This is a genomic window from Acidobacteriota bacterium, assembly GCA_016716905.1.
GTDB lineage: Bacteria > Acidobacteriota > Vicinamibacteria > Vicinamibacterales > SCN-69-37 > SYFT01.
Map to the genome: position 1 here is coordinate 1,594,741 of JADJUS010000004.1, position 25,747 is coordinate 1,620,487.

General features: G+C 65.4%; 20 protein-coding genes, 2 tRNA genes and 3 pseudogenes. 11 read left to right on the plus strand and 14 right to left on the minus strand.

The features are described from left to right. The first annotated feature begins 57 nt into the window (after positions 1 to 57). The 7 genes and pseudogenes from IPL75_11075 to IPL75_11105 all read left to right on the plus strand — a co-directional run bounded on the left by IPL75_11075 (position 58) and on the right by IPL75_11105 (position 9,029). Positions 58 to 1,281: a TolC family protein gene (locus tag IPL75_11075; protein MBK9240783.1), complete on the plus strand. Its 1,224-nt coding sequence runs from the start codon at positions 58 to 60 to the stop codon at positions 1,279 to 1,281. 2 nt (positions 1,282 to 1,283) lie between these two features. Then, positions 1,284 to 2,471, plus strand: a complete 1,188-nt coding sequence (locus tag IPL75_11080; protein MBK9240784.1) for an efflux RND transporter periplasmic adaptor subunit — start codon at positions 1,284 to 1,286, stop codon at positions 2,469 to 2,471. Beyond that, positions 2,468 to 5,576 (plus strand): annotated as a pseudogene (locus IPL75_11085) (efflux RND transporter permease subunit). Before IPL75_11080 ends, IPL75_11085 begins: the two are co-directional and overlap by 4 nt. Then, a complete protein-coding gene (locus IPL75_11090) occupies positions 5,573 to 7,756 on the plus strand; it encodes a heavy metal translocating P-type ATPase (protein ID MBK9240785.1) in 2,184 nt (727 codons plus the stop codon). Before IPL75_11085 ends, IPL75_11090 begins: the two are co-directional and overlap by 4 nt. Positions 7,757 to 7,802: 46 nt before the next feature. Further along, complete coding sequence (locus IPL75_11095; GenBank protein ID MBK9240786.1) at positions 7,803 to 8,396, plus strand: redoxin domain-containing protein; 594 nt, start codon at positions 7,803 to 7,805, stop codon at positions 8,394 to 8,396. 2 nt (positions 8,397 to 8,398) lie between these two features. Beyond that, positions 8,399 to 8,701 carry a hypothetical protein gene (locus tag IPL75_11100; GenBank protein MBK9240787.1) on the plus strand — a complete coding sequence of 101 codons (303 nt, stop codon included), beginning with the start codon at positions 8,399 to 8,401 and terminating at the stop codon, positions 8,699 to 8,701. Then, positions 8,698 to 9,029, plus strand: a pseudogene (locus tag IPL75_11105) (hypothetical protein). Before IPL75_11100 ends, IPL75_11105 begins: the two are co-directional and overlap by 4 nt. Positions 9,030 to 9,143: 114 nt before the next feature. On the opposite strand, the gene IPL75_11110 reads toward IPL75_11105, so the two are convergent. From IPL75_11110 to IPL75_11135, 6 genes and pseudogenes are all read right to left on the minus strand, one after another. Continuing rightward, entirely contained in the window at positions 9,144 to 9,359 is a 216-nt protein-coding gene (locus IPL75_11110) for a hypothetical protein (GenBank protein ID MBK9240788.1), read from the minus strand. A 141-nt stretch (positions 9,360 to 9,500) separates the two neighbouring features. After that, positions 9,501 to 9,845 carry a hypothetical protein gene (locus IPL75_11115; protein MBK9240789.1) on the minus strand — a complete coding sequence of 115 codons (345 nt, stop codon included), beginning with the start codon at positions 9,843 to 9,845 and terminating at the stop codon, positions 9,501 to 9,503. A 121-nt stretch (positions 9,846 to 9,966) separates the two neighbouring features. Beyond that, positions 9,967 to 10,043, minus strand: a tRNA-Arg gene (locus IPL75_11120). Between the two features lie 12 nt (positions 10,044 to 10,055). Beyond that, positions 10,056 to 10,569: pseudogene (locus IPL75_11125) on the minus strand (adenine phosphoribosyltransferase). Between the two features lie 65 nt (positions 10,570 to 10,634). Next, positions 10,635 to 11,273, minus strand: a complete 639-nt coding sequence (locus IPL75_11130; GenBank protein MBK9240790.1) for a hypothetical protein — start codon at positions 11,271 to 11,273, stop codon at positions 10,635 to 10,637. Next, positions 11,270 to 13,819 carry a glycosyl hydrolase gene (locus IPL75_11135; GenBank protein ID MBK9240791.1) on the minus strand — a complete coding sequence of 850 codons (2,550 nt, stop codon included), beginning with the start codon at positions 13,817 to 13,819 and terminating at the stop codon, positions 11,270 to 11,272. The genes IPL75_11130 and IPL75_11135 overlap by 4 nt, the downstream gene beginning before the upstream one ends. A 153-nt stretch (positions 13,820 to 13,972) precedes the next feature. Here IPL75_11135 and IPL75_11140 point away from each other — a divergent pair, with 153 nt between their 5' ends. Beyond that, positions 13,973 to 15,745 carry a TonB-dependent receptor gene (locus IPL75_11140; protein ID MBK9240792.1) on the plus strand — a complete coding sequence of 591 codons (1,773 nt, stop codon included), beginning with the start codon at positions 13,973 to 13,975 and terminating at the stop codon, positions 15,743 to 15,745. Here the strand turns inward: IPL75_11140 and IPL75_11145 are convergent. After that, positions 15,742 to 15,987 (minus strand): hypothetical protein, encoded by a 246-nt coding sequence (locus IPL75_11145; GenBank protein MBK9240793.1) that lies wholly within the window; start codon positions 15,985 to 15,987, stop codon positions 15,742 to 15,744. The genes IPL75_11140 and IPL75_11145 overlap by 4 nt on opposite strands. Positions 15,988 to 16,017: 30 nt before the next feature. Next, entirely contained in the window at positions 16,018 to 16,341 is a 324-nt protein-coding gene (sugE, locus tag IPL75_11150; GenBank protein MBK9240794.1) for a quaternary ammonium compound efflux SMR transporter SugE, read from the minus strand. A gap of 84 nt (positions 16,342 to 16,425) precedes the next feature. On the opposite strand from sugE, the gene IPL75_11155 reads away from it, so the two are divergent. Further along, on the plus strand, positions 16,426 to 17,937 hold the full coding sequence (locus tag IPL75_11155) for an aspartyl protease family protein (GenBank protein MBK9240795.1): 1,512 nt from the start codon (positions 16,426 to 16,428) through the stop codon (positions 17,935 to 17,937). A 7-nt stretch (positions 17,938 to 17,944) separates the two neighbouring features. Here IPL75_11155 and IPL75_11160 read toward each other — a convergent pair whose 3' ends face one another. Continuing rightward, entirely contained in the window at positions 17,945 to 20,560 is a 2,616-nt protein-coding gene (locus IPL75_11160) for a DUF2339 domain-containing protein (GenBank protein MBK9240796.1), read from the minus strand. 68 nt (positions 20,561 to 20,628) lie between these two features. Next, positions 20,629 to 21,357 carry a PRC-barrel domain-containing protein gene (locus IPL75_11165; protein ID MBK9240797.1) on the minus strand — a complete coding sequence of 243 codons (729 nt, stop codon included), beginning with the start codon at positions 21,355 to 21,357 and terminating at the stop codon, positions 20,629 to 20,631. Positions 21,358 to 21,512: 155 nt separating this feature from the next. Here IPL75_11165 and IPL75_11170 point away from each other — a divergent pair, with 155 nt between their 5' ends. Beyond that, positions 21,513 to 21,932 (plus strand): hypothetical protein, encoded by a 420-nt coding sequence (locus tag IPL75_11170; GenBank protein ID MBK9240798.1) that lies wholly within the window; start codon positions 21,513 to 21,515, stop codon positions 21,930 to 21,932. 8 nt (positions 21,933 to 21,940) lie between these two features. Here the strand turns inward: IPL75_11170 and IPL75_11175 are convergent. The 3 genes from IPL75_11175 to IPL75_11185 all read right to left on the minus strand — a co-directional run bounded on the left by IPL75_11175 (position 21,941) and on the right by IPL75_11185 (position 23,905). Next, a tRNA-Pro gene (locus tag IPL75_11175) sits at positions 21,941 to 22,017 on the minus strand. Positions 22,018 to 22,037: 20 nt separating this feature from the next. Then, on the minus strand, positions 22,038 to 22,772 hold the full coding sequence (gene surE, locus IPL75_11180; protein MBK9240799.1) for a 5'/3'-nucleotidase SurE: 735 nt from the start codon (positions 22,770 to 22,772) through the stop codon (positions 22,038 to 22,040). A gap of 20 nt (positions 22,773 to 22,792) precedes the next feature. Then, positions 22,793 to 23,905 carry a DUF1624 domain-containing protein gene (locus IPL75_11185; protein MBK9240800.1) on the minus strand — a complete coding sequence of 371 codons (1,113 nt, stop codon included), beginning with the start codon at positions 23,903 to 23,905 and terminating at the stop codon, positions 22,793 to 22,795. A gap of 61 nt (positions 23,906 to 23,966) precedes the next feature. Here IPL75_11185 and IPL75_11190 point away from each other — a divergent pair, with 61 nt between their 5' ends. Continuing rightward, entirely contained in the window at positions 23,967 to 24,968 is a 1,002-nt protein-coding gene (locus IPL75_11190; GenBank protein ID MBK9240801.1) for a P1 family peptidase, read from the plus strand. Between the two features lie 10 nt (positions 24,969 to 24,978). Here the strand turns inward: IPL75_11190 and IPL75_11195 are convergent, their stop codons facing one another. After that, positions 24,979 to 25,713: a hypothetical protein gene (locus IPL75_11195; protein ID MBK9240802.1), complete on the minus strand. Its 735-nt coding sequence runs from the start codon at positions 25,711 to 25,713 to the stop codon at positions 24,979 to 24,981. Between the last annotated feature and the right edge of the window lie 34 nt (positions 25,714 to 25,747).

Here is a 25,747-nt window from a genome sequence, read left to right on the forward strand (position 1 = left end):
TATTCTCACGTGAAGTAAGGGTCGGCGTCTGTCTGATGCCTTCCCGGAAGGACGAGTATGTGCGTACGACGACGTTGGGTCGCGGCGGTCGCGCTGACGGCGACCACATTGGCCGCCACTGCCTCAGCGCAGACCACTGCAATGACACTTGCGGCCGCCCTGACCCGCGCCCGCGAGCAGGCGCCGGAGATTGTCAGCGCCAAGCTGGGGATTGAGGAGGCACGTGCGCGCCTCGCTGGTTCCGCTGTCCGCTTTCCTCAGAACCCTGAACTGACGGCCGGTGTGGGCAACAGGAATGGCAGTGTAGGGCGGTCCACTGACTTGGAGTTTGGAGTCTCGCAGTTGTTCGAGCCGTCCAGTCGGCGTCTCGCCCGTCAGACAGGCGCGGAGGCGGCCGTCGCTGAGCGCACAGCCGCTCTCGATGAAGTGACCAGGCTCGTGGTGGCACAGACCGCCGCCGCCTTCTATCGGGCGCTCCATGAAAGGGAACGCATCCAGATGCTCACGTCGGCCGAGCAACTCGCCGCGTCCATTCTTGAGATCGCCGATCGCCGCTTCCGGGCAGGAGACATCGCGGTGCTTGATGTCAACCTCTCTAAGGGCGCACTCGCGCGCGTCCGCGCACAACGGGAACAGGCACGTGCCGCGCAACTCGCCGCCATGGGCGATCTGAAGGCCCTGCTTGGCCTGGAGGGCGATTTCGTCTTGGAGGGCTCCCTTGGGAACCCGCCCCCGCCTCAACTCGATACCTTGCTCACGTCAGCAAACCAGCGGCCCATTCTGCGCTCACTCGAAGCAGCCGCTCGTGAGGCCGAGGCCGAAGCGCGTCTGGGCAAGAGTTTCACCCGCCCCGAGTACGGGCTGGGTCTGCGCTATGGTCGCGAGGAACAGGCGCACATTGTCTTCGGCGAAGTCACGGTGTCCCTGCCGGTGTTTGCGAAGGGGCAGGAACTCTTCGCGAGTGGCACCGCCCGCGAGCGGAGGCTCAGGGCAGAGTTGGAGTCCGCCCGCACGCAGGTGCGAATTGAGGTGACGACGTCGATGGCGGAGTACGACCGGCATCGGGAAGCCGTGCGCTGGTTTGAAACCGACGCGCTTCCCGGCTTGGATGAGAACGAAACTCTGGCGACCCGGAGCTTCGAGGCCGGCCAACTGGGACTACCGGAACTCTTGCTGATTCGGAGGGAGATCCTCGATACACGCTTTGACTATCTAGCGGCGCTTCTGGAGGCCGCGCTCGCGCGAGTCACGTTGGACGCTCGCGCATCGGTGCTGAAATGACTATGAACAAATTCCCTCTCTCCTTCTTGTTGCTGGCCTTGGCAGGCATCGCGTCGTGCGGCCGTGAACCTGAACCGTCCCCAGCGGAGGTCGTCAAGGCACCTGAGACCAGCGCCGCACCAGCGGCTGACCGCGGCATCGTACGCATTGATCAGACGATGCTCCGAGATCTGGGCATCACGACGGCGGCAGTGGAAGCGAGGGTTGGCAGCGAAGACGTCGTGCTGCTCGGTGAACTCGCCGTGGACGAACGAACCTACGCCGAAGTGGGCGTGCCGGTGCCAGCGCGCGCTATGCGGCTGCTCGCCGCGCCGGGAGATGTCGTGCGTGAAGGCCAGGTGCTCGTCGAACTCCAGAGTCCGGACCTTGGGAGGGCGCGCGCGGCGTACGCGTCAGCCGAAGCGCGTGTGGGTCTGGCCGATCGCGCCTTGGCCCGCAAGAGGGAGCTTGCGGCGGAACGCATCGTGCCGCTTCGCGAAGTGCAGGAGGCAGAGGCCGCTGCGGCTGAGGCCCGCGCCGGAGTTCGAGCAGCGGCCGCGGAGTTGACGTCTCTTGGGGTCGTTCCTGGGCAAGGCGCTGAGGGCGACTCGGGAACATTCTCGCTCCGGTCGCCGGTGGCGGGCACGGTGATTGAGCGCGGCATCACGCGAGGCCAAATGGTCGACCCAGCGACGCCGGCGTTTCGGATCGCCAATCTCACGACCCTCTGGCTGGAGGCGCACGCCTTCGAGCGCGATGCCGTCCGGATCGCGAAAGGCGCAAAAACGCGTGTCACGTTCTCGGCGCTACCGGGCCGGGAGTTTCCAGGCACGGTGTCACTCATTGGCGGCGAGGTCTCCAAGGAGTCACGTACCGTCCCCATTCGCATTGTGGTGACGAATCAGACCGGTGTCTTACGGCCTGGCATGTCAGCCTCGGTTGCAGTGCCGGTGGGCACCGCGACGCAGCGGGTCGTGACCGTTCCCGTCGCCGCCGTGCAACGCGTCAAGGGCGAGTGGTGCGTGTTCTTGCCGAAAGACGCGAGCACATTTGAGATCCGCACGATTGGCCGCGGCCGCGATCTCGGTGGCGAAGTCGAAGTGCTCTCCGGTCTCCAGGCCGGCGAGAAAATCGTGGTGAACGGTGCGTTCCTTCTGAAGGCCCAGGTGGAGAAGGGTGCCGGCGGGCATGGGGATCACGAAGCGCCATGATCACCAAAATCATCCGCTCGTCGTCGCACTCGCCCCTCCTGACCTCGCTGCTTGTGCTGGCGGGCGCGGCCATCGGCGCTCTTTGGCTCCAGGATCTGCGCCGCGACGTCTTCCCCGACCTTTCGGCACCGGTGTTCAACGTCATCGCGCAGAACGCGTCGATGGGCGCCGAGGAGTTGGAGACGGCTATCGCCATTCCCCTCGAAGTAGAGTTGGCCGGATTGCCGGACGTGCGCAGAATCCGCTCGAATTCGCAGTTGGGCGTCGCCCAAGTGACTGTCGAGTTCGAGCCCAACGCTGATTACTATCGATCGCGGCAGTTCGTCGCCGAACGAGTCGCTCAGGCCAGCGGGCGGCTGCCGCCCGGCACCGAACCTCCACTCATTTCCAGTTTGACCGGCCGCTTGAACGAGATTTTCGAGTTCACGCTTGAGGCGGAGCCGGGTGCCGCCGACCTGATGGCGCTTCGAGATCTCGCTGAGTTCGAGGTCAAGAACCGGCTGTTGGCAGTGCCCGGCGTGGCCGCGGTCGAACGGCTAGGCGGATACCTGCGCGAATTTCAGGTACAGCTCGACCCCGAGCGCATGTCAGCGCGGATGATCAGCCTCGACGAAGTCATGCACGCAGTCGAGGAGTCCAACCTCAATGCTGCCGGCGGCATCGTGGCTCAGGGGGCCATCGAGTGGACGGTGCGCGCGATCGGCCGCGCCGAGACGCTTGAGGATCTGCGCCGGACAGTTGTCACCGTGCGCGGCGGCGTGCCGGTGTTTCTTGGCGATGTAGCAGACGTCCGTGAAGGCCCGGCAGTTCGGCGGGGCGTGGCCCACAGACTTCGTGGCGAAGTGGTCAGCGCGCGCGTCACCAAGCAGTTCGGCGCCGACACGGTCCGGGTGGCGTCCGCCATTCGCGGCGCGGTCGAAGAAATCCGGCGCGCTCTGCCCGCCGGCGTCCAGTTGCGCATCGTGTACGACCAGTCCGTTCTGGTCAGTTCCGCGCTGGGCGGCGTCGGGCGCGCGGTCCTTCTGGGCGGCGTGTTCGTCGTCCTCGTGATTCTTCTGTTGTTGGGCAATGTCAGGGCGGCCTTGCTGGTGACGCTGACAATTCCGTTGTCGATTGCGCTCTCCGGCCTTTTGCTCCAGCCACTGAACGTGGGCCTCAATACGATGACGCTCGGGGGACTCGCGATTGCGGTCGGCCTGTTGGTCGATGCCGCGATCATCATGGTCGAGAACATCCTTCATCGGCTCACCGGTGCCGCCAACCGTAGGGAGGCAAGGGAGAGGGCCGTTGGCGCCGCTGTAGAAGTCGCCCGACCCATCATCTTTGCGACGCTCATCGTCATCGTCGTCTTCCTGCCGCTGTTTGGAATGGCCGGTATCGAAGGACGGATGTATCAACCGCTTGCCGCAGCCGTAATCGCGGCGATGGCGGCCGCGCTGTTGCTGGCGGTGACCCTCGTGCCCACCGCCGCGGGCGCGTTCCTGCGACCACCGCGGTCCGGCGATCACGAAGACGTCGCGCTGCTTCGGGCGATCAAACGCTGGTATGCGCCGATGCTCGACCGCTGCCTCCGACGGCCCGGGCGTGTAGCCCTGGTCACGCTGCTCGTCAGCGTTCCGGTTGTCGCGATGGGCCTTCGCATTGGCAGCGACTTCATGCCCGAGCTTGACGAAGGCGCGTTCCTGTTGCAGACGGTCCTCCCCCCCGAGGCCTCGCTCGAAGAGGTCGACCGTCTCAATCATCGCGTCGAAGACATCCTCCGCGAAGTGCCCGAGGTGGAAGACGTCGTCAGGCGGACCGGGCGGGCAGAGCGAACCGAAGATCCGATGCCGCACACGGTCTCCGACGTCCTCGTGGCGCTCAAGCCCGATCGGCAGCGTGATCTCGGGGTGATCGAAGAAGACATGCGGGAACGTCTGGAACACGTCCCCGGCGTAGCCATCCTGTTCACCACGCCGCTGGGTATGCGGATTGATGAAGGTCTGGGCGGTACGCCGGCTGATCTCTCGGTGCGAATCTTCGGCCCCGATCTTGATGAACTCGTGGAACTGGCCGAACGGGCTGAGGGACTGATTGAGGGCGTCGAGGGCATCGAAGATCTGCGCAGCGAGGAACTGACGGGATTGCCTCAGTTACAGATCGCGGTCAATCGGGAGGCCACTGCCAGAGTGGGACTGGCCCCGGGTGACGTCATTCGCGCCGTTCGGATTGGCCTGGTCGGCGAGGAAGCGTCGGAAATCTGGATCGGTCAACGTCGATTTGATCTCGTCGTGCGCCTGCGAGACGACCGCCGTAACAGCCTCGAAGCCATCCGCACGTTGCTCATCGACGGGCATGACGGCACCAAGATTCCCCTGGGCGAACTGGCGGATATTACGCAGGCGTTCGGACCGGCCGCCATTCGCCGCGAAGCGGGACACGCCGCATCGCGGTGGAAGCCTCGGTCACTGGCCGCGACCTCGGCAGCGCCGCAGCGGAAGTGCGCCAGCGACTGACGGCAGACCTCAACCTGCCAGCGGGCTACTTCTTCAATCTCGCCGGGCGGGTCGAGAACCAGGAGCGCGCCTCCAGAGCCCTGGTGCTCGCCATCGGCGCCGCGCTCTTTGGGGTGTTCGTGCTGCTCAATCTTGCGCTTGACTCGACCATCGAAGCCCTGCTGATTCTCTGCACGGTGCCGGTAGCCTTCGTCGGCGGCATCATCGCGCTGCTCATTGCTGGCGAGACGTGGAACGTCTCGTCGCTCGTGGGACTCATCGGCCTCTTCGGGATCGCGGTGCAGAACAGCCTGGTGCTCGTCACGCAGACCCGTGGCCTGCGTGCGAGGGTCGCGGACTCCTCGACGCAATTCGGGAGGCGAGCATTGGCCGAGTCAGACCAAAATTGATGACCGCCTCCACCGCGATCCTAGGGCTGCTGCCCCTCCTCATCCTCAGGCTGCACGGCACAGAGATCGAGCGACCGCTCGCGGTCGTCATGACGGGAGGGCTGGTGACATCCACCCTGTTCACGCTCCTCGTGCTTCCGGCCTTCTACATGCGGGTTCACGAATGGGTCGAACGTCGGGCTCCCGCCGAACGAGTCGGCCACGCTGAGGCAAACCAATGACGCGCCCTGACGATGTCTTGGCATTCAAGGTCCATGGCATGGACTGCGCCGAAGAAGTGGCGGTGCTCAAGCAGGTCGTCGGGCCGTTGGTCGGAGGCGAGGACCGCCTCGCTTTCGACATCCTCAACGCCAAGATGATCGTGACGACGAGGCCGCACGGGCCAGCCGAAGCCGCGATAACGCGGGCAGTGGCTAGCACGGGGATGCGCGCCGAACCGTGGCAGGAGCGGGGTGCCGTCGCCGCCGAATCGACCTTCTGGGAACGGCGCGGCCATGCGACTCTCTCTGCGGCCAGCGGTCTGCTGCTCGTGGGCGGGTTCCTGACGCATGTAGCTATGGCCGGCAATGTCGAACAGGCGTTGGGGTCTGAGGGCCTGGGTCTGTCCCACGACGTGCCGCTACTGGTCCAAATCCTCTACGGAGCCGCGATTCTTGCCGGCAGTTGGTTTGTGGCGCCAAAGGCCTGGTACGCCGTTCGGCGCCTCCGGCCGGACATGAACCTGTTGATGACCGTGGCCGTGATCGGTGCGGTTGCCATCGGCGAGTGGTTCGAGGCCGCGACGGTCTCGTTCCTCTTCGGCGTTTCGCTCGCTCTTGAGGCGTGGAGCGTTGGCCGCGCGCGCCGCGCGATTGAGGCCCTCATGGAGCTTGCGCCGCCGATGGCCAGGCTGCTCACAAACGGCGTTCCGAATGAAGTCTCCCCCGACGTCGTTGCTGTCGGGTCTCTGCTGCTGGTGAAACCGGGCGAGAAGATTCCGCTCGACGGCCTCGTGGTCCGCGGCACGAGCGATGTGAACCAAGCTCCTATCACCGGTGAGAGTGTGCCGGTGCCGAAGAGCGCAGGCGCGACGGTATTCGCTGGGACGATTAACGGTGACGGCGCGCTCGAACTGGAGACGACCAAGCGGGCGAATGACAGCACGCTCGCCCACATCATCAGCATGGTCGGTGCTGCATCGAGCCGCCGAGCGCCTTCCGAACAATGGGTCGAACGGTTCGCGCGTGTCTATACGCCGGCGGTATTCGGCATCGCGGTCCTTGTGCTGGTCGTTCCGCCTGTCGCGTTCGGCGGCGCGTGGCCGGAGTGGCTCTACCGAGCGTTGGTCTTCCTCGTCATCGGCTGCCCCTGCGCGCTCGTGATTTCGACGCCAGTGAGCGTGGTAGCGGGACTGGCGGCGGCGGCAAGAAACGGGGTGCTCGTCAAAGGCGGGGCGTATCTTGAGGTCCCCGCTCGGCTTCGCGCCATCGCTCTCGACAAGACCGGCACCCTGACGCGTGGTCAGCCAGAAGTACAGGAAGTTGTCGCGCTCAGTGGCCACACAGAGACGGAACTTTTGCAGCGAGCCGCCGGCCTGGAATCTCATAGCGAACACCCCTTGGCGAAAGCCATCCTGGCCTTCGCGAAGGCGCGCGGTGTCCAACCGTTCCTCGTTGAAGACTTCAGCATCCTACAAGGCAAGGGCGCCACAGGCCGGCTTGACGGAGTTGAGTATTGGGTGGGGTCGCACCGGTATCTCGAAGAACGCGGTCAGGAGACGCCAGAAATCCATTCGCGGCTTGAGGCCATGTCTGGCGCCGGCCGGTCGGTCGTGGTCGTAGGCGATGCGACTCACGTCTGCGGCCTGATCGCAATCGCCGATGCGGTTCGGCCAGAGGCAAGGGCCATCATTGCGGCGCTGCGAGACGCGGGTATCGAACACGTCGTGATGCTCACCGGCGACAATCAGGCGACAGCGAACGCAATCGCGGCGCAAACCGGCGTCACAGAGGTGAGGGCGGAATTGCTCCCGGCCGACAAAGTCTCGGCGGTGGAGGATCTTGTGAATCAATGCGGCTCGGTCGCCATGGTGGGCGACGGCGTGAACGACGCGCCTGCCATGGCCCGCGCCACGCTCGGCGTCGCGATGGGCGTCGCCGGCAGCGACGCGGCAATTGAGACCGCCGACGTCGCGCTGATGTCGGACGACTTGTCGAAGTTGCCCTGGCTCATCACGCACTCAAGGCGCACGCTGCGAATCATCCGCCAAAACATTGGGCTGTCGCTGGCCGTCAAAGCCATCTTTGCTGTACTGACGTTCGCCGGTGCGGCCTCTCTTTGGGCCGCCATCGCGGCAGACATGGGCGTGTCGCTACTCGTTATCTTCAACGCCCTCAGGCTGCTCCGAGCAAGTTCCGTCTGAATTTGCAATAGGCCGTGCGAGGCCTGACGGTGCCATAATCGCCGTCATGGCCGTCGTACTGCTTCTGTCTCTGCTCCTGGCGCCGCAGCGCACCCTGGTCGTACCTGTGGGATCACTGGCCCCCGCCTTTTCCGTGGCTGATGATCGCGGCGGCACACGATCGCTCGCGGAGTTCCAGGGCAAGTATGTTGTCCTTGAGTGGCACGAGAAGGGCTGCCCGTACGTCTCGAAGCACTACAAGGGTGGGGCCATGCAGAAGCGCCAAGCCGAGTGGATGGCACGCGGCGTGGTGTGGCTGCTCATCAACTCGTCCGCCGAGGGCTTTCACAGCTACCTGACGCCAGAGGATTCCCGCGCCTACGCGGCAAGCCTGAAAGCGCAACCGCCGATGCTGCTCGACACGTCGGGGAAGGTCGGCAAAGCGTACGGAGTGACGACGGCGCTGCACATGGTCATCATCGACCCGAGCGGCAAAGTGGCGTACAACGGCGCAATAGACGACCAGCCGAAACCAGAGGCGTCGTCACTGGTCGGCGCGCAGAACTACGTGGACGCGGCGTTGACGGCCCTGCTCGCGGGCAAGACCGTGGCCACGCCCACCAGCATTCCGTACGGCTGCGAAGTCCACTACGCCCGGTAGCGATGACCGTCCCAGTCGCCTGCCTGCTCACGCCCGATCAACTGCGGGACCGCAAGGCCACCCTGCTGCCGGGACTCGCGGGTCGGGCGACAGATTCTGTCCCGACAGACGACGGCTATCGAATCGGATTCTCTGCCGGGGACCTCGGTATCGTCACCGCCATTGCGGTCTGTATCGACGCTGAGCGACATTGCTGCCCGTTCCTTCAATTCACACTGACCGTACCCGCCGAAGGCGGCAGGATCGAGCTTGGTATCTCAGGCCCGCCTGGAACGCGAGCATTGCTGGACGGCCTGTTCACGTGACCGGCAACCTGGCGTGGTTCGCCGTCGCAGCCCTGCTGGAGATCGGCGGGTGCTTCGCGTTCTGGCTCTGGATGCGCGGTTCGGCGACTCCGTGGCTGGCAGTCCTCGGCGTGTGCAGCCTGATCGGGTTCGCGTTGGCCCTCACGAGGGTGGACGCCGCTTTCGCTGGCCGCGCCTACGCCGTGCCGGCGGCGTCTACATCGCCGCGTCCCTTTTCTGGGTCTGGGCAGTCGAACAGCAGCGGCCGACGTGGACCGACAGGGCCGGGGCCGCGCTCTCGGTCGCAGGGGCCGCGATCATCATCGGTTTTGCTTCGCGGGCGAGGTAGCGGGACTAGTTCCAGATCCGCGGCGGTTAGTGGTTTCGTGAAAAATCGTCCCCGATAATCGTCGCGATGTGAAGGTGGGGGTGGTGGTCCGTCAGCGTGGGGCCGCCGGGGGGGTCACAACGAGCCTTTCAGCCCGGTGCTGCCGAACACCACCGTGACCACCCTGCCGATGGACCCTGTGGCCCACCGTTGCGCGACGTCGTCTTTCGCGGCGGACACAGTCGTCGCGTCCGCGCTCCCGACTACGTCCAACTTGTCGACGGCGCCGCGGTTGACGCCGGGGATGTGGAGCGCGTTGTCCACAGTCACCTGAATGGACTGCCGATTCACATTTTCCGACAACTGGTCCGAGATAATTTTCGTCCCCTGTAGGTGGGGGTGGGGCCCGGCTGCTTTAGGGTGCCCCGGGGGGTGGTGGGCGAAGTCCTGTGGCGCATTGCGGCCACACTTCCGCGCACGACCCGTGCGAAGTTATGGATGCGGCTGACCGAGGAGCCGGGCATCGAGTGCGCGCGCAACCTCGAACGGCGGCGCGTCCACCTGGACCGCCATCGCGTACCGGACGATCACGCTCACCCCGCCCTCGCCCGCCAACGCGTTCGCGATAGGACCGGATGCCGGCAGTGGGCCCGCGTTGAGGCCCATGCCCAGTTCCGCGACCACGGCCTTCCAGTCACGAGCCGTGAGCAGGCGGCGGACGAGTGACGGCACGCCCGGCAGTGCCAGCGAACAGTACCGCGCCTCCACGCACACCACGGCCCAGGCCATGTGCCGGCCGGTCTCAAGGCGGTGCAGTCGGAAGAGCCACGCGGTCATGCGCTGGGGCCGAGCGTCGCGGACGGCGGCTCGGGGACGGCGGTGGCGTGACGGACTTCCGGCAACATCGAATCCATGTCGTGTACGAGTTCCTTGCTTGGGACGCCGGGGCCCGCGCAAATGGTGCGCCCGGCAAGATTCGAACTTGCGACCCCCGCCTTAGGAGGGCGATGCTCTATCCAGCTGAGCTACGGGCGCGTGACGTTTCGTTCAGTACGCGAGCACGGTGTGCACGGACTCGGTCGCCAACTTCGCGCGGCCGCCCAGCGCCACCAGTTCGATCAAAAATTGCACTCCCACCACTTCAGCCCCGAGGCCCCGCACAAGTCCCACCGTGGCTGCCGCCGTGCCGCCGGTGGCGAGCAGGTCGTCCACCACGAGCACCTTCTGTCCGGGCGCGATGGCGTCCTCGTGAATCTCCAGGGCATCGGTCCCGTACTCGAGGCTGTATGACGCGCGCCTCGTGGCCGACGGCAACTTGCCCAGCTTGCGGACCGGGGCAAACCCCGCCCCAAGCCGATCCGCGACGGCTGCACCAAAAATGAACCCGCGGCTCTCAATGCCCACCACCAGATCAACCTTCTGGTCCTTGCAGGGGCCGCCATGGCGTCCACGGACGCACGAAACCCCGCCGCATCCTTCATCAGCGTGGTGATGTCGTAAAGAGAATCCCCGGCTTCGGAAAGTCGGGGACGTGGCGAATTCGTTCCTTAAGCGCATCCATGCAAAGACGACCAGTATATCGAAGGTCCGCGGGTCCGGTGAGGACCCACGGACCTCGATTCGTCCCTACTTGACCGTAACGGCGGTCAGTCCAGCCTTGGTCGCCACGGCGTTGTACGCCGCCACGTCCTTGGTGAGCACCGCCTGGATGTCGGCGAACAGTCTGTTCGTTTCCGGCAACAGGTCGTTGTAGCGCTCGATGACGCCCTTCACAGGCCATCGCTCCGCGCTCGCCGCGTTGCTGTACAACACGGTCCACTGGTTATCGAGCCGGCCCGGGTAGTTCAATCCGTCCTGCCCGCCTTCGCCCTGAATCTGGGTCAGCACACTTTCAACGCCCACCAGCTTCTCAGTGAGCGTCCGGCCGGCGGCCGTGGCAGCGCCAGGCGTCTTTGCGTGTTCGGCCACTTGCCGTTTGACGTCACGGATCTTCGCCAATTCGTCATACAGCCGCTTGGTGGTCGCGCCAATGTCGACCGTCATCTTGAACTGCTCGTCGTACTGCGCCGGCGTCGCGGCCGGCGTCCGGGGATCCGGCAGCAAATTGAACGGCTGCGTGGCCGACCAGGCGCCCGACGTCACCTTCACGGTGTACGCGCCCGGCTTGAGCTTCGCCCCCTGCCCACCGCCAATGCCCCATCCCACGATGCCTGGCGGCACGGTGTACGGCGAAGGCAGACGCGGGTTCCACGTTGCCGTGTTCATACCCTGATATCCCGTTGCGGCAGCGCCGCCGCCGGGACCGCCACGGCCACCACGGCCGCCACCACCCCACCACCGCCGCCGCGTGCCCCACGGCCGCCCGCCGGTGCGGCCGCCGCCACTGTCGGCGCGGGCCGATCGGCCGGCTGCGCACTGGTCGAATGCACGACTGTGCCGGCCGCATCAGTGACGGTGATTTCCACAGGTGCGGTCGGCTTCTCACGGAACCAATACTGGAAGCTCGGCAGCCGGCCACCCTGACGGAATCCATCCTCGGGCTTGAAAAGAATCGCCGCGGGTGCCGAAGCCATGCCGGCGGCCACCGACTGCACCGGCGCCATGTTGTCCATGATCCAGAAGCCGCGGCCCTGCGTGGTCACCACCAGATCGTTGCGATACACCATGAGGTCAGTCACGGGGGTCACGGGCAGGTTCTGCTGGAACCGCTGCCAGTTGACGCCGTCGTTGAACGACACATACAAACCAAACTCGGTGCCGGCGTAGAGCAGGCCCTTCTTCTTCGGGTCTTCGATAATCGCCCGCGTGAAATGCCAGTTCGGAATCCCGTTCGTCCCGTCCGCGATGCGCTTCCATGTCCGGCCGTAGTCGTCGGTCAGGTAGAGATACGGCGCAAAGTCGCCCATGCGATACCGCTGCATCGCCACAAGAGCGCGGCCGGGCGCGTGAGACGACGGGGCAATCGCGTTGATCGTCCCTTCAGGCCAATTGGCCGGCGTCACGTTGTTCCACGACTTGCCGTTGTCACGCGACACGTGCACCAGGCCGTCGTCGCTTCCTGTCCAGAGCAGCCCTGGCGTCGTTGGTGACTCCTCGAACGCGAAGATGGTGGCGCACACCTCAACACCGGTGTTGTCGCGTGTGATTCCCTCGCCGCCCGAGTACTGCTGACGCCGCTTGTCGTTGCGCGTCAGATCGGGGCTGATCACATCCCAGTTCATGCCGCCGTCGCGTGTGCGATGCACCACCTGCGACGTCGTGTACACCGTGTCGGGCGTGTGCGGCGAAATCAGAATCGGCGCGTTCCACTGGAAGCGGTACTTCATGTCGGCTGCGCGCTGGCCCGTCTGCGAGTCGGCGTAGACACGCACCGATTCGCTCATGCCCATCCGTGTGTTCGTGCGGGAGATCGCGCCGCCGTAGTTGCCGGCATAAACGATGCCGTGGTCACGGGGGTCCACGGCGATGTAGCCGCTCTCGCCGCCGCCCACACCATACGTGGCTTCGTTCCCCTGGCTCGGCACGGCCACCGTGCTGTTGTCCTGCTGCGCGCCGTACACCCAGTAGGGATACCGGTTGTCCACTGTCAGCCGGTAGATCTCCGACGTTGGCTGATTCTCCTGCTGCGACCAACCCTGCCCGGTGGTGATGGCGCCGCCGCCGTCATTGCCGACGATGATGATCTTGTTGTTGGTCGGGTTAATCCACATGTCGTGGTAGTCGCTATGCGAGTTGATGCCCGCATTGCCGAACGTCTTGCCGCCGTCCGTGGACTTCGACGCGCCGACATTGAGACCGTAGACCGTGTCCACATCCACGGGGTCTGCCACGATGTGAGTGTAGTACCACGCGCGCTGCTGCTGGGCGCGGCCCTTGAAGCCCGGCGTCCAGGTGATGCCGCCGTCGTTCGAGATATAGACGCCGCCCAGGTCGTTACCCGCTTCCACCTGCGCATACACGCGCTTGGGATCCGCGCCGGAAATCGCGACGCCGATTCGGCCCACCATCACTTTGTCGGGGAGGCCGCCGCCGAGCTTCGTCCACGTGTCGCCGCCGTTCGTGGTGCGGAACATGCCGCCCTCGGTGCTGCCCGACTCGATGGTCCACGGCTTGCGCTCGGTGGTCCACATCGCCGCGATCAACACGTCCGGATTCTTGGGATCCATCGTCAAATCAACCGCGCCCGTGCGGTCGCTGATGGCGTGCACCTGTTCCCACGTGGCGCCGCCGTCCTTCGAGCGGTAGACGCCGCGTTCCTTGCTGGGCGCAAACAGATTGCCCAGGACGGCGACGTAGACCAGGTTCGGATTGGTCGGGTGAATTCTCACGCGGCCGATCGTGCCGGCGCTGCGCAGGCCGATGTGGCTCCAGGTCTTGCCGGCGTCGGTGGACTTATACATGCCCACACCGGGCGAGACGTTGCCGCGCGGGCACGCCGACCCGGTGCCGACGTAGATGACGTTCGGGTCGGACAACGACACATCGATGGCGCCAATCGACCCCGCTTCGAAGAAGCCGTCTGAAATATTGCGCCAGCTGACGCCCGAGTCGTTCGTCTGCCAGACGCCGCCGCCGGTCGAGCCCATGTAAAAGAGCGACGGGTTCGACGGCACACCGGCCACGGCCGTTGAACGTCCGCCGCGGCTGAACACGCTCAGGTGGCGGAACTGCATCGTGCTCAGGATTGACGGATCCACCGTGACATTGGGATCTGCAGCCTGCGGCGCGCGCGCGAGCGGCGTGGCGACCACGGCAACAAATGCCAACGCCCCCAGAATGACACCCGCACCCGATTGCCAATTTTTCTTCATCTGTTTTTCTCCTGTAACTGCCATCCACCTGTCGTTCGCCTTCACGCGCAGGATCGTGGCCATGCCCGGTCAAAGAGTACCCGATTCGCCGTGCTTCACCAATACGCCCCCAGGGTGTCGCCGCGGCGGCCTGCGTGATGGGTGATACAACAAATGGCCATGCTTCTATCGTTTCTCCTTGGGCTGACCTGCCCCGCCGAGGCGCCCACCCAGGCTCCCCCGCTGCCGCGCGTGACCGCCGAGGTGGTGGTCACCGCCACCGCGTCGCCGGCGCCCACCGCGGGCGTGGGGCGCACGGTGACCGTACTTACGCGGGCTGACCTGGAGCGGCTCGGCATGACGTCAATCATCGACAGCCTCCGGTTGGTGGCGGGCGTCGATCCCAAGGCGCGCGGTGGCCAGGACGTGCAGACCGACTTCAGCCTGCGGGGCGCCACGTTCGGACAGTCGCTGGTCCTGATCGACGGCGTCCGGCTGAATGACAGCCAGAGCGGCCACCACAACGGCGAGATCCCGGCCCCCCTGCTCGGCATCGATCGAATCGAGGTGGTCTTTGGCCCCGCCTCGGCGGTGCATGGCGCAGACGCGCTGGGAGGCACGCTTCACGTCGTCACGCGTACCGACCCGCACACCACAGGGCTTGTCACCGCCGGCCAGCACGGACTGGTCACCGCCCAGGCGTCAGCCTCGGGTGGTTTCATGCCCAACGGATGGACACTGTCCGGCTGGGGAGGCCGAAGTGACGGCTTCATGTTCGATCGTGATTTTGCATTGGGCGGCGGCAGCGTGCGCGGCCTCGTCGGCCGGGCGCTGACGCTTGACCTGCGGCATCAGCGCCGGGCGTTTGGGGCCAATGGCTTTTACGGCAACTCCCCGTCGAAGGAATGGACCGACCAGACCCTCGTGTCGGCACGATGGGCCCGGAGTGGCGACACCTGGACGTCGTCGGCCCGCGTCGCCGGGCGCAATCACGGCGACCACTTCCGCTGGGATATCGCCCGGCCGGGATTTGCCGAGAACCGCCATCGTACAAACGCGCTGGATGCATCCGTGCAAGTGGCCCGACGGGTAGGTGCACGGCTGCTCGTCACCGCTGGGGGCGGCGCCGGTGGAGACTGGATCGCGTCGTCCAACCTTGGTGATCGCACATACGCGCGCGGACATGGATACGCTGAAGCGCAATGGACGGCTGGACCGCGAGTCTCGACGCAGGTTGGCGTGCGCTTCGACGAGTACTCGACCTTTGGCCATGCGTGGAGTCCATCCGTGTCGGTGGCCGCGTGGCTGACGCCGTCCATGCGCGTGCGGGCATCGGCGGCGCGGGGCTTCCGCATTCCGACGTTCACCGAACGCTTTTACACCGACCCGGCCCATCAGGCGAGCGACACGCTCCTGCCCGAGCGCGGTTCGGCGCTTGATGGCGGCATCGACCTCATGACACGCGGCTGGACCTTTTCTGCCTCGCCATTCATCCGGTGGGATCAGGACGTCATTGACTGGGTTCGCAGCGTGTCCACCGACCGGTGGCGCACCACAAACGTGCGCGACGTCACCACGTCTGGCGTTGAACTGGGCGCCACGCGCCACGTCGGCGCCACGCTGCTGCGCGTGCACTACTCCGGGTTACGCGTTGACGCGCCGCAACTTGCGTTGTTGTCCAAGTACGTCCTCGAGTACGCCCGGCACTCAGCCGGTCTCTCAGCGGCCACGCCGGTCGGCGCCGGTGTGCGCGCCGCGCTCAACGCGGACTACCGGGATCGTGTGGATGGGCAGCAGTACTGGCTGATCGGCGCACGGCTCAGCCGCACCATAGGCAAGTTCGATGCCTTCATCGAAGGCAGTAACCTGCTGGACCGGTCGTTTCACGAAGTGGCCGGCGTGCCGATGCCTGGCCGATGGCTGTCAGTGGGACTGCGGATCTTCTAGGAGACCGGCTCGTCTTCCGCTTCGGGTGTTTCCTCACCCCACGGCGCGTCATCACCCCACGGGGATGCCTGGGGGCCCGGGACGATGCCTTCGATGTCGGGGTCACCGCCGCCTCCGCTCCGAGGCGCCGTGGTCTTGCGGTCTTTGGCCTCCCCGCGGCGCGCCGTCTTTTCCTTCTGCCGTTCCTGTCGAGCCCGTTCCCGTGCGCGTTTCTGCGCGCTGACTTTGGGATGATTTGCCAAGCGATCTCCTCTGCCTTAGTCCGGGCGCCGTCAGCGGCTGCCTGGAGCGAACTTCAAACCGATCAGCCCGATGACGATCAGTCCCACACACGTAATTCTAAACACCGAGGCCGACTCCCCGAACTTCAGGATGCCGACGATCACCGTGCCCACGGCCCCGATCCCCGTCCACACCGCGTAGGCGGTGCCGATGGGAAGGGTCCGGACAGACAGCGCCAGCAGCCAGACGCTGGCCACAAGCGCGAGTCCTGTCAGGAGCGACGGTACAGGCCGTGAAAATCCTTCCGTGTACTTCAACCCGACTGCCCAGGCCACCTCAAGCAGCCCGGCCAGAAACAGGATCACCCACGGCATGTCCATTCAATGTAACCGGTCGGCCGCGGCCGAGCAATGGGCAGCAGCCACGGGGCCGGCCTACGTGATAGGCTCCGGGCCATCATGTTTCACGCCATGAGAGGCTTGGCGCGAGGTTCGCTCGCGATGATCCTCCTGACGCTGACGGTGTCAGCCCAGGAACCGGTTTCCCAGGAAACCCAGCTCGCCAAGGCCGACACCCTGATGTCGCGCCTCCAGTATGAAGAAGCCTATGTGGCGTACCGCGCGGTGCGCCAAAGCGACGAAGCCCTGACGAGGGTCAAGGCCGGCACCGGCATGGTGCGGGCCCTGCTCAGGTTGAGTCTGTTTGCCGAGGCGGCCAAAGAAGGCGCCGCCGTCGCCGAGCGTGACGGCAACCTGGCGCCGGCTCTGGCCCTGCACGGCGACTCGCTGTGGGCGTCGGGCCTGTTTGATGAGGCCGAAAACCGTTATGAAGCCGCGCTGGCCGTGGATGCCGGCGACCCCACCGCGTTGCACGGCCGTGGGCGCTCCCATGCCTCCCGCCGCCGGTTTGATTCGGCGCTCGCCGATGTGCGCCGGGCCATCAGCTCTTCTCCAAAAGAGCCGGCGTTTCACTACACCCTGGCCGCGATTCTGGAAGAGACCCGTCAGTTCCGGCCGGCGGCCGATGCGCTCGATCGGTATCTCGATCTGATTCCGTCACGCGACGAAAGCGAGATGGCGAAGTGGGCTGCCGCCCAGTCGGCATTCCTCCGCAGCTTTGACGACCGGGTGCCGTACGAGGTCATCAGCCGGCGTGAGAGCTACACCATTCCGTTCCGGGTGGTGGACAACCGGCTCCTCGTCAGCGGCCGCGTCAACGGGAACACGCCGGTGGAGTTTGCGCTCGACACCGGTACCGACCAGACCACGCTCACGCCGGCCATCGCCGCGCGCGCCGGCGTTCGGCCAACCCTCACGCTGCAGACGGCCGGCGTCGGCAGCTTCGGTGTGGGTTTCCGCGTGCTGCAGGTCGCGCGGATCGATGAATTCCTCATCGGCGACTTTCGCATCCGCAACATCCCCGGCCTCATCAAGAGCCCCACACTGACCGAGATTCCGCGGCAGGAGGGCGCCGGATTTTCGCCGCTCGCCCTGGGCTTCTCCATGGAGATTGACTACGAGCGCGGCGTGCTGACCATGTCGCGGCGTTTTGCCGAGGCCGACTTCCCGACGCGCCTGCCCCTGCGGATGCAGCGCCTCGCGACGGTGCGCGGCACCCTGAACCGCAACACGCCGGCCAGTTTCATTCTGGACACCGGTGGCACCGCGGTCTCCGTCAGCCGGAAGGTGGCCAGCCGGCTGCCCTTGGCCCCCGACACGCGTCTGGTGCCGGTGCGGGTGTTCGGCACGTCAGGATGGGATCGCGGCGCGTTCCTGCTGCCGTTTGTGGATCTTGAACTCGCGCCCGGCGTGGGAACCTCCCAGCGATCCGTCGCGGTGTTGAACCTTGATGCGCCCAGTGCCCTGCTCGGCTACGAAATGGGCGGCATCATCGGGCACGAATTCCTCAGGCACTACCTCGTGCGCATCGACCTCGAGCGCGGCGAAGTGGGCCTGCGGCCGATCCGCTAGCGGGCGCTTACAGGAACTTCTGGATCCGGGCGCGATACCGCGTGTAGATCCACGAGACCGCCAGCAGTACCGCACCCAGCGCCACGAACGAAATGATGCGCGCCAGTTCCTCGAGTTGCGGCAGATCGAAGAGGAACAACCGGGCGATGCAGGCGAGCAGCACCGCGAGCCCAGAGAGGCGCATCAGTCGCTCGCGAGCGGGGAATCCGACCACGAGCAGCGTGGCCGCCTGCAATCCCCACGTCAGGGTGATGAGCGTCGGACGCACTTCGTTGTAGACAAGCGCCACCAGCGCGACCGTGGCGATGACCGACAGCGCGATGCGCACCGCATCTTCCACATCGGCAACCGCCTTCGTCGCCTGAGCGATGGCCCGCCGCACGACGAGGCTCACGGCATACAGCACCAGGATGACGCCCAGGGCGGACGCCAGTTGGGTCCGCGTGGCGCTTTCCGTATTGAGGACCGGGCCAATCACCCACAGCAGGGCCATCATGAGCAACGGGTACGCCTGCCACCGCAGGCCACTGACCCGGCGCCACAACCCCAGCGCGCCGAGTACCACGGCGGTGGCGGCCCACGCGGCGCCCAGATACTCCGGATCGATCACGACCCACTCAAGCACCACCACAAACGCGGAGCCGAACGCGCCCGCCGCGGCGGCGGCAATGACGCGTTCGCGGCGAAACGGCACGGACGCATCTCGCCCTGGCGCCATGCGCCACGCCCGGCATGCGCCAGCACGGCAGCCGGCCCCGAGAATCCACCAGGCCTCCCGAGTGGTCGGCGTGGTATCAAAAAATGCCTGGCCGGTGAACCAGCCCAGCAGCACCAGTGCGCTGGCGCCACCAACAAGGTACGACTGATAGCGGTACTCGCGGCCGCGGCGCAGACCGGCCTCCAGCAACAACCATGCAAACGCCAGGACGGCGAGCGCCGAGTATCCATCGGCGATCTTTGCGCGCGCGACAAGCACCACAAGATACGTCGCCGCGGGCGTGTAGGCCCACTCATGCCAGAGCATCCGGATGCCGCGCGCACGCAGCCCTTCCCGATTCGCGTACCACAACACGGCGGTCAGCACAGCCACACCGGCAGCCGCCTGCGTGGGCCATGCCGGCGCCGCGTCAGTGAAGCCCACCCGGCCAATGGCATCAATCGCATGAATGGTGGCGAGAATCGCCACAGCGGATCCCAGGCCACGTATCAGCCAGTCGCGCAGGATGATCCCCGACAGGAACAGCAGCTCAGCCTGCATCAGGAGAGCCAACGTCGTCTGCGATCCGGTGAACCGCAGCTCAATGGCCCAGGCGACGAAGAGCGCCGACAACGCCGACGCGCCCTGGTACGAACCGCGCACGGCGGTGTCGAGCGCGTCGTCTCCCGCCGCAGCCGGCCCCGCCAGGCGCGCGCGCACGATCGCACTGGCGAGATACGCGACACCGCTCACCGCCAGGAATGTTGAGAGCGGCATGGGACTATCCATGGGGAGTTGCAGCAGCCCTCCCCCTACCAGTCCAGCCGCGTTGAGCAGGAAGATCGGCGCAGGCGGCGGTCCATCCTTCGCACGCCTGCTGAGCGCAAGCAGATCGGCGGCTTCAAACACCAGCCAGTACACCGCGAGCGCCGCGTACGGCGTGAACGTCATGACGTCCAGTTCGCCAAAGCCGAAGGCCCGGCTGCGCAGTACATACAGCCCGTATGTGCACACGATTCCCAGAACTTGCACTCCGGGCCACACGAACCGCTGCGCCACCACGATCACCGACAGCGCGAGGGGCACCGACGCCACCAGAGCAAAGCCTCGGAGCGGCGTCAGCGCCAATGTCGTGAACGCCACAACGTACGCAAGCGCGGTGACCTGCTGCGATTGGTATCGCAGCGAATGCCACACCATGCCCGCGGCCACCACCAGCAACAAGGTGAGCGCGACAGCGTCACTGTCAAGCACACGAGCGGCTTCGACCGCGCGCATGGCGTAGGTCGTGAAATACACACCGGCCCATCCACCGGCAATGAGCCCATAGGCGTAGTTGCGATAGTCGGCCCGCCGCTCCATCACGACTCCGCCCGTCAATAGGGTCAGGCTCACGATGAAGCCGATCGCGATACGTCCGGCCGGCCCCACATGCGTCATCGAGTACCCGACCAGGAGCGCCAGGCCGATCACAAAGACGAGCACGCCCACTTTGTTCAGCCAGTTCCCACCGACCGTCATCTCCCACGCGTCGTCTGTTGGCGGCGCTGCCGGAAGCGGCGAAGACGGGGCCTCGTAGGGCGGCCTGGTTCCCAGGGCCGCCGGCAACAGCGGGACTGCCGGCTCCACCGCCGGGGCAGGCTGCGCACTCACCGGCGGCTGAGTGGGTGCACTGACAACTGGCGCGGCGAGGGGCACCGCGGTGTCGACTGCGGGCGCTGCGGTCGCCGGCGCATCCGGCCTCAAGCGCGCTTCCAGCTGCGCAACCCGCGCGGTCAGAGCGCGGACGGCCGAGCCCTCGGCAAAGTCAGCGCGACTGTTTTTTTCAACTTGCTTGATCTGGAGTTCGAGGACGTTGAGACGGGCGGCCAGTCTGGTCATCCAGACAGTCAGCCCCACCAACCCGAGCACGACGAGTACGACCACGAGGCACCCTCCAGACAGGCGCCAGTATGCACCTTCCGGGTAGCCGCGTCATCCGCAAACGGATCGGATCAGAAAGACGCCGCGCGATCCCCGTGCAGGGTGGAGTCGTAGGGTGGAGCGGCCATGACGGCCTGTCGGGTCAACCCCACTGACACCGTCGCATCAGACCAATTCACTCGTTCGACCCAGGTGGGCGGAATGAGCACCTGCCGGCTTCCCCACCAATTACCGGTGGCCACAATCAGGTAGTGGATCGCCCACGTGCGCTCGTCGATGAGGAAGTCCTCGACGTGGCCGAGATCGCCATCGGTCGCGTGGATGCGATGTCCGGTGACGGAGCCGCAACTGCGCAGATGAATGTCGTCGGACGTTCGCCGACCCGCGTACTGCCGGCCGTCCCTCATGACCGCATCGAACCGCTGCTCGGTTGTCAAAAGACCCGGATACGCACCCATACCCCACAGCCCATCGCCGCCCCGGTAACGGGGATGTGCGCCCGTGCCGAAGTAGACGGCCTCCTGCTGGCGTGACACGGGCTTCCTTGTATCGATATCCGGACTGTTCTGGACTTCTGCTTTCGAGAGCGAGAGCGGCAGCATATCGCCGGCCCAAGTGGGAGGCCCGACGGCGGCCGGCGAGATGAGTACTTTCCGGTCCGAGAGCCATGTGCCGGTATCGATCACGAGGTATCGAATTGTCCAGTGCTCGTCGTCGAAGTAGAAATCGGAGGCCTTGCCCACCATGCCATCAACGGCTTGGATCGCGTAACCGCGGAGCTCGCTGATCTTGCGCAACATGTGCCTTCTGCCCCCTGTCGCCCGATTCACTCGTCCACTCATGCTAGAGCGGCATGGGGGGCAGTGGCTGTCCCATTGTGCACGTGGACGTCGCGGAACCCGATCCTCCTGGAGCCTTGCCAGTGCGAGAGCCAGGAGCTAGCATTTCGGGCAGCATGACGCTTGAGGCACCTGCGACGGACGTACACGAGTCGGTGGCGGAACTGCAGGATGCCCTGGCTCGCATTCGAAGTGGGAAGCCCCTGGCGTCCGACCTGCAGACCCTTTTTCACTGCGCGTATGTCGCAGGCTGCGTAGACACGCAGCGCGAGTCGATGCGCCAGCTGGCCAGTACCCCCGGATTCCCGCCCTCCATCGAGTGTGGCGCGGAAGACGGCATCGTCACGGACGTTGACCGAATCCTCGAGCGTGGCCGACGACTCAATGGGAACCTGCGACAGTCGGTACTGTTGAATCCCGCCCAGTGGGTTCCGTCGCTACGTCACGCGTTGCAGATGAACCGGCGGGCAGCGCTCCAGGGACTGGGCATTGCCGTGTTCCTCGCGGCCTGGTATTTGTGGTGGTTGGGAAAGTGAGCGAAAGTTGGTCGGGGCGAGAGGATTCGAACCTCCGACCCCTCGGTCCCGAACCGAGTGCTCTACCAGGCTGAGCCACGCCCCGACAACCCGACTATCTTACTCCTAAATGAGCGCCTTCACCAGTTCAATGGCCGTATGGTCGGTCAAATCAGGCTGCAGCGGGGTCACGGAAATGTAGCCATGGTTGACCGCGTGGTGGTCGGAGGCCTCGTCCAAATCCCAGTCGTCGGACGCCTCTTCGATCCAGAAATACGGGCGCTGCCGGGGGTCCAGGCGCCGTGCCACCTTCGTGATGTGATTGCGCCGGGCCTGCACCGTGGACCGGATGCCCTTGATCTCCCCCATCGGCACGTTGACGTTCAGGAACGTACGGCCCGGCATCGGCTGCCTGAGCAGCGCCTCGGCCAGTTGGGCGGCAAACGACGCCGCGGCCGTGAAATCCCATTCCTCACGCGTGAACTGCTGCGACACTGCAATCGCCTGGAACCCGAGCAACGCCCCTTCCAGCGCCCCGGCCACCGTGCCCGAATACGTCACGTCGTCGCCAATGTTGAACCCCTTGTTGATCCCCGACACGATGAGGTCCGGCTTGTGCGTGAGGATTTGGTCGATGGCGATATTTACACAGTCGGTGGGCGTCCCATCCACCGCGTACACCCCTTCACCAAACTGCTCCACCCGAAGCGGACGACGCAACGTCAGTGCGTGCCCCACGGCGCTGGCTTCGGTTTGGGGTGCGACGATGACCACATCGCCGAGGGGGCGAAGGGCATCGGCAAGTGCGTGAATTCCGGGAGAAAGGTGGCCGTCGTCGTTGGTTACAAGGATGCGTGTCATACGAAGACACCATCATAGCGTCAGACCCGCAGGAACCAGCGGCGGCGATACAAGACTTCCAGCAGGACGTAGAGGACCGCGAGGTTGGCGAGCGCAAAGAGCAGCGAGGCGTTCTTCGGCGATGCGAAGGGCTCAAAGCCCGTGATGTAGAGCCAGCGGTTCACTGAAATCAGGACGCCGTCAGGCCCCATGACCTTGAAGAACAACAGCGTCTTCACGAGCAGGCCCGACACCACGAACAGGACGAGCGCGTTGGTGCCAAGCACCACGAGCGGCCGCAGGAACGCTTGTCTGCCCCTCGCATCAAACAGCCAGAAGCACATCGCCAGCGCGATCGACGCCAGGCCGCTCGTGAACAACACGTAGGAACTGGTCCAGAGGCTCTTGTTGATGGGGAACGACCGATCCCAGACCAGCCCCATCACGATCGCCGCGCCGCCGCCTGCGACGAGGAACGCCGCCTTCTGCGGCGCCGTGCGGCGGCCGGTGAGAATCACGCCCGCGGCCACACCGGACAGGGCCGACGCCACCGCCGGAATCGTCCCGAGCAATCCTTCCGGATCCCATGTCTTCGACTGGCGCCACAAATGCGCCTCGCCGATCACGGTGCGATCAATCCACGCGCCGAGGTTGCCGGCGGGAGTCAGGTCGCCGGCCACCCCGCCGGGCGCCGGGATAAATTGCATGACCGCCCAGTACGCCAGCAGCAGCACGGCGGTGACACCCACAGCCGCTTGCCACTTGTCTTCTTCGTCGGCCTCCCCCATCGCCTTGTAGAACAACGCGGCCGCGAGATAACACAACGCCAGCCGCTGGAGCACGCCCATCAGCCTGACGGTGCTGAGATCGAAACGCGGGTACAACGCAAGCAGTAGGCCGAACCCGAAGATCAGAGCCGATCGCCTCAGGATCACGGTGACCGGCTGCTGTGTCCGCTTCGACAACGTCACGGACACGCCGACGATGAAGACAAAAAACGGAAAGATGAGATCGGTCGGCGTCCAGCCGTGCCACTCGGCATGCAACAGCGGTGCGTAGACCTGGCTCCAATCACCGGGGTTGTTGACCACAACCATCGCGGCCATCGTCGCGCCACGGAATACATCGAGAGACACCAGACGGGAGGAGGTCACAGTTGGGCGCCAGTATAATCGGGCTATCGTGTCCCGGCACATTCCCGCAGCAGTGATTTCCCTGGCCCTCAGCACGCTTGCCCTTGCGCAGAGCCCGGCCGGTCGCATCACCGATGTGCCGGGCATTCGCATCGGTCACCACACGCTCACTGAACGGCCCACCGGATGCACGGTGATCCTCACTCCGCCCAACACGGTGGGCGCCGTTGATCAGCGCGGCGGCGCGCCGGGGACGCGCGAAACGAATCTGCTTTCTCCCGAAAACAGCGTGTCCGTGGTGCATGCCATTGTCCTGTCTGGCGGAAGCGCTTTCGGACTCTCCACGGCCGACGGCGTGATGACGTACCTGGCCGAGCAGAAGATCGGGTATCCGGTGAGCGGCACCGTAGTGCCGATTGTTCCCGCAGCGATCCTGCTCGATCTCGCCGTCGGCGGCCGCCCTGACATTCGTCCTGGTCCCGACTGCGGCTACCAGGCGGCCTCGACTGCACGCGAGGGAGCCGTGGCGGAAGGCTTCGGTGGGGCGGGCGCGGGCGCCACGGTTGGGAAGTTCATGAACAACCGGCCCATGAAGGGCGGCATCGGTACCGCTTCCCTGCGCGGCCCGAATGGGCTGATCGTAGGCGCTATCGTGGCCGTGAATGCGTCCGGCTCCGTGATCGATCGCCGCACGGGACTCCCGGTGGCGGGCGTGAGGGCCGCGGATGGATTCACGCTCGAAGATCCGTTTGCCCTGATTCGCGGCGCGGGCAGTGTGGTTGGGCGCGAGATGGAAAACACCACGATTGGCGTCGTGGCCACCAACGCGCGGTTGACAAAGGCCCAGGCGCTGCGGGTATCGATGATGGCGCAGGACGGCCTGGCCCGCGCCATTTTTCCCGCGCACACACCGGGCGATGGCGACACGTTGTTTGTGCTGGCCACAGGCGGGCTGGCCGAGGAATCCAACGTGAGCCGTATCGGCAGCCTTGCAGCGGAAGCCGTCAGCGACGCCATTCTGAGGGCCGTGCGCGAGGCCACCGGCCTGCCCGGTTACCCGTCTGTGAAGGACATCAAGCGGTAAGCCGCTCGCCTTATTCCGCGTCGTCGATGACGCGCGTAGCTTCCTCGTCGATGGCCTTCGGGCCCTGACGGCGCGCGATCAGGTACGACACGGCGAAGATCACCACGATCAGTCCGAGCGACAGCTGCTTGGGAATGTGGAAGTCCACCCAGCCGACCTGGCCCGCGTATTCAATGAAGAGCTTGAGGGCCACCCACGCAATGATCACGAACGCGCCGTCCACCAGCGCCGGATAGCGCTGCACCAGTGTCAGCAACTGGCCGATCACCAGCCGCATCGCGATGATGCCGAGTACGCCACCGGTGATGATCACCCAGAGCTTGGGCGACATGGCGACCGCGACGAGAATTGAATCCACGGCAAACACGATGTCGGTCAGTTCGACCTTGATCACCGTGGTCCAGAACACCGACAGGCCCATCCAGGCGTTCGCCGGCTTGATCGCACCCCGCTCACTTCCCGCTTCGTGCCTGAAGAAGTGGGAGTACGACAGCCACATCAGGTACCCGCCGCCGACGAGCTTCACCCACGCGAAGCCCATCATCTGCGCGGCGAAAATGATGGCGACTATGCGAAAGAAGAAGGCGCCGAGGATGCCGTAACGCAACGCCTTGCGCTGCTGGTCGCGCGGCAACCCCAGCACGAGGATGGCGAGCACCAGCGCGTTATCGGCGGAGAGCAAGCCCTCAAGAAGGACCAGCAGACCGATGGTGACGAGGTCGGCAAGTTGAACGTCGAACGGCACGAGCCCTGCCAGTGTAACATCGGGAGTGAAGGGG

Coding starts and splice junctions, on each gene's coding strand:
- IPL75_11075 (MBK9240783.1), top strand. CDS start 58: ATGTGCGTACGACGACGTTGGGTCGCGGCGGTCGCGCTGACGGCGACC.
- IPL75_11080 (MBK9240784.1), top strand. CDS start 1,284: ATGAACAAATTCCCTCTCTCCTTCTTGTTGCTGGCCTTGGCAGGCATC.
- IPL75_11090 (MBK9240785.1), top strand. CDS start 5,573: ATGACGCGCCCTGACGATGTCTTGGCATTCAAGGTCCATGGCATGGAC.
- IPL75_11095 (MBK9240786.1), top strand. CDS start 7,803: ATGGCCGTCGTACTGCTTCTGTCTCTGCTCCTGGCGCCGCAGCGCACC.
- IPL75_11100 (MBK9240787.1), top strand. CDS start 8,399: ATGACCGTCCCAGTCGCCTGCCTGCTCACGCCCGATCAACTGCGGGAC.
- IPL75_11115 (MBK9240789.1), bottom strand. CDS start 9,845: ATGACCGCGTGGCTCTTCCGACTGCACCGCCTTGAGACCGGCCGGCAC.
- IPL75_11130 (MBK9240790.1), bottom strand. CDS start 11,273: ATGAACACGGCAACGTGGAACCCGCGTCTGCCTTCGCCGTACACCGTG.
- IPL75_11135 (MBK9240791.1), bottom strand. CDS start 13,819: ATGAAGAAAAATTGGCAATCGGGTGCGGGTGTCATTCTGGGGGCGTTG.
- IPL75_11140 (MBK9240792.1), top strand. CDS start 13,973: ATGGCCATGCTTCTATCGTTTCTCCTTGGGCTGACCTGCCCCGCCGAG.
- sugE (MBK9240794.1), bottom strand. CDS start 16,341: ATGCCGTGGGTGATCCTGTTTCTGGCCGGGCTGCTTGAGGTGGCCTGG.
- IPL75_11155 (MBK9240795.1), top strand. CDS start 16,426: ATGTTTCACGCCATGAGAGGCTTGGCGCGAGGTTCGCTCGCGATGATC.
- IPL75_11165 (MBK9240797.1), bottom strand. CDS start 21,357: ATGTTGCGCAAGATCAGCGAGCTCCGCGGTTACGCGATCCAAGCCGTT.
- IPL75_11170 (MBK9240798.1), top strand. CDS start 21,513: ATGACGCTTGAGGCACCTGCGACGGACGTACACGAGTCGGTGGCGGAA.
- surE (MBK9240799.1), bottom strand. CDS start 22,772: ATGACACGCATCCTTGTAACCAACGACGACGGCCACCTTTCTCCCGGA.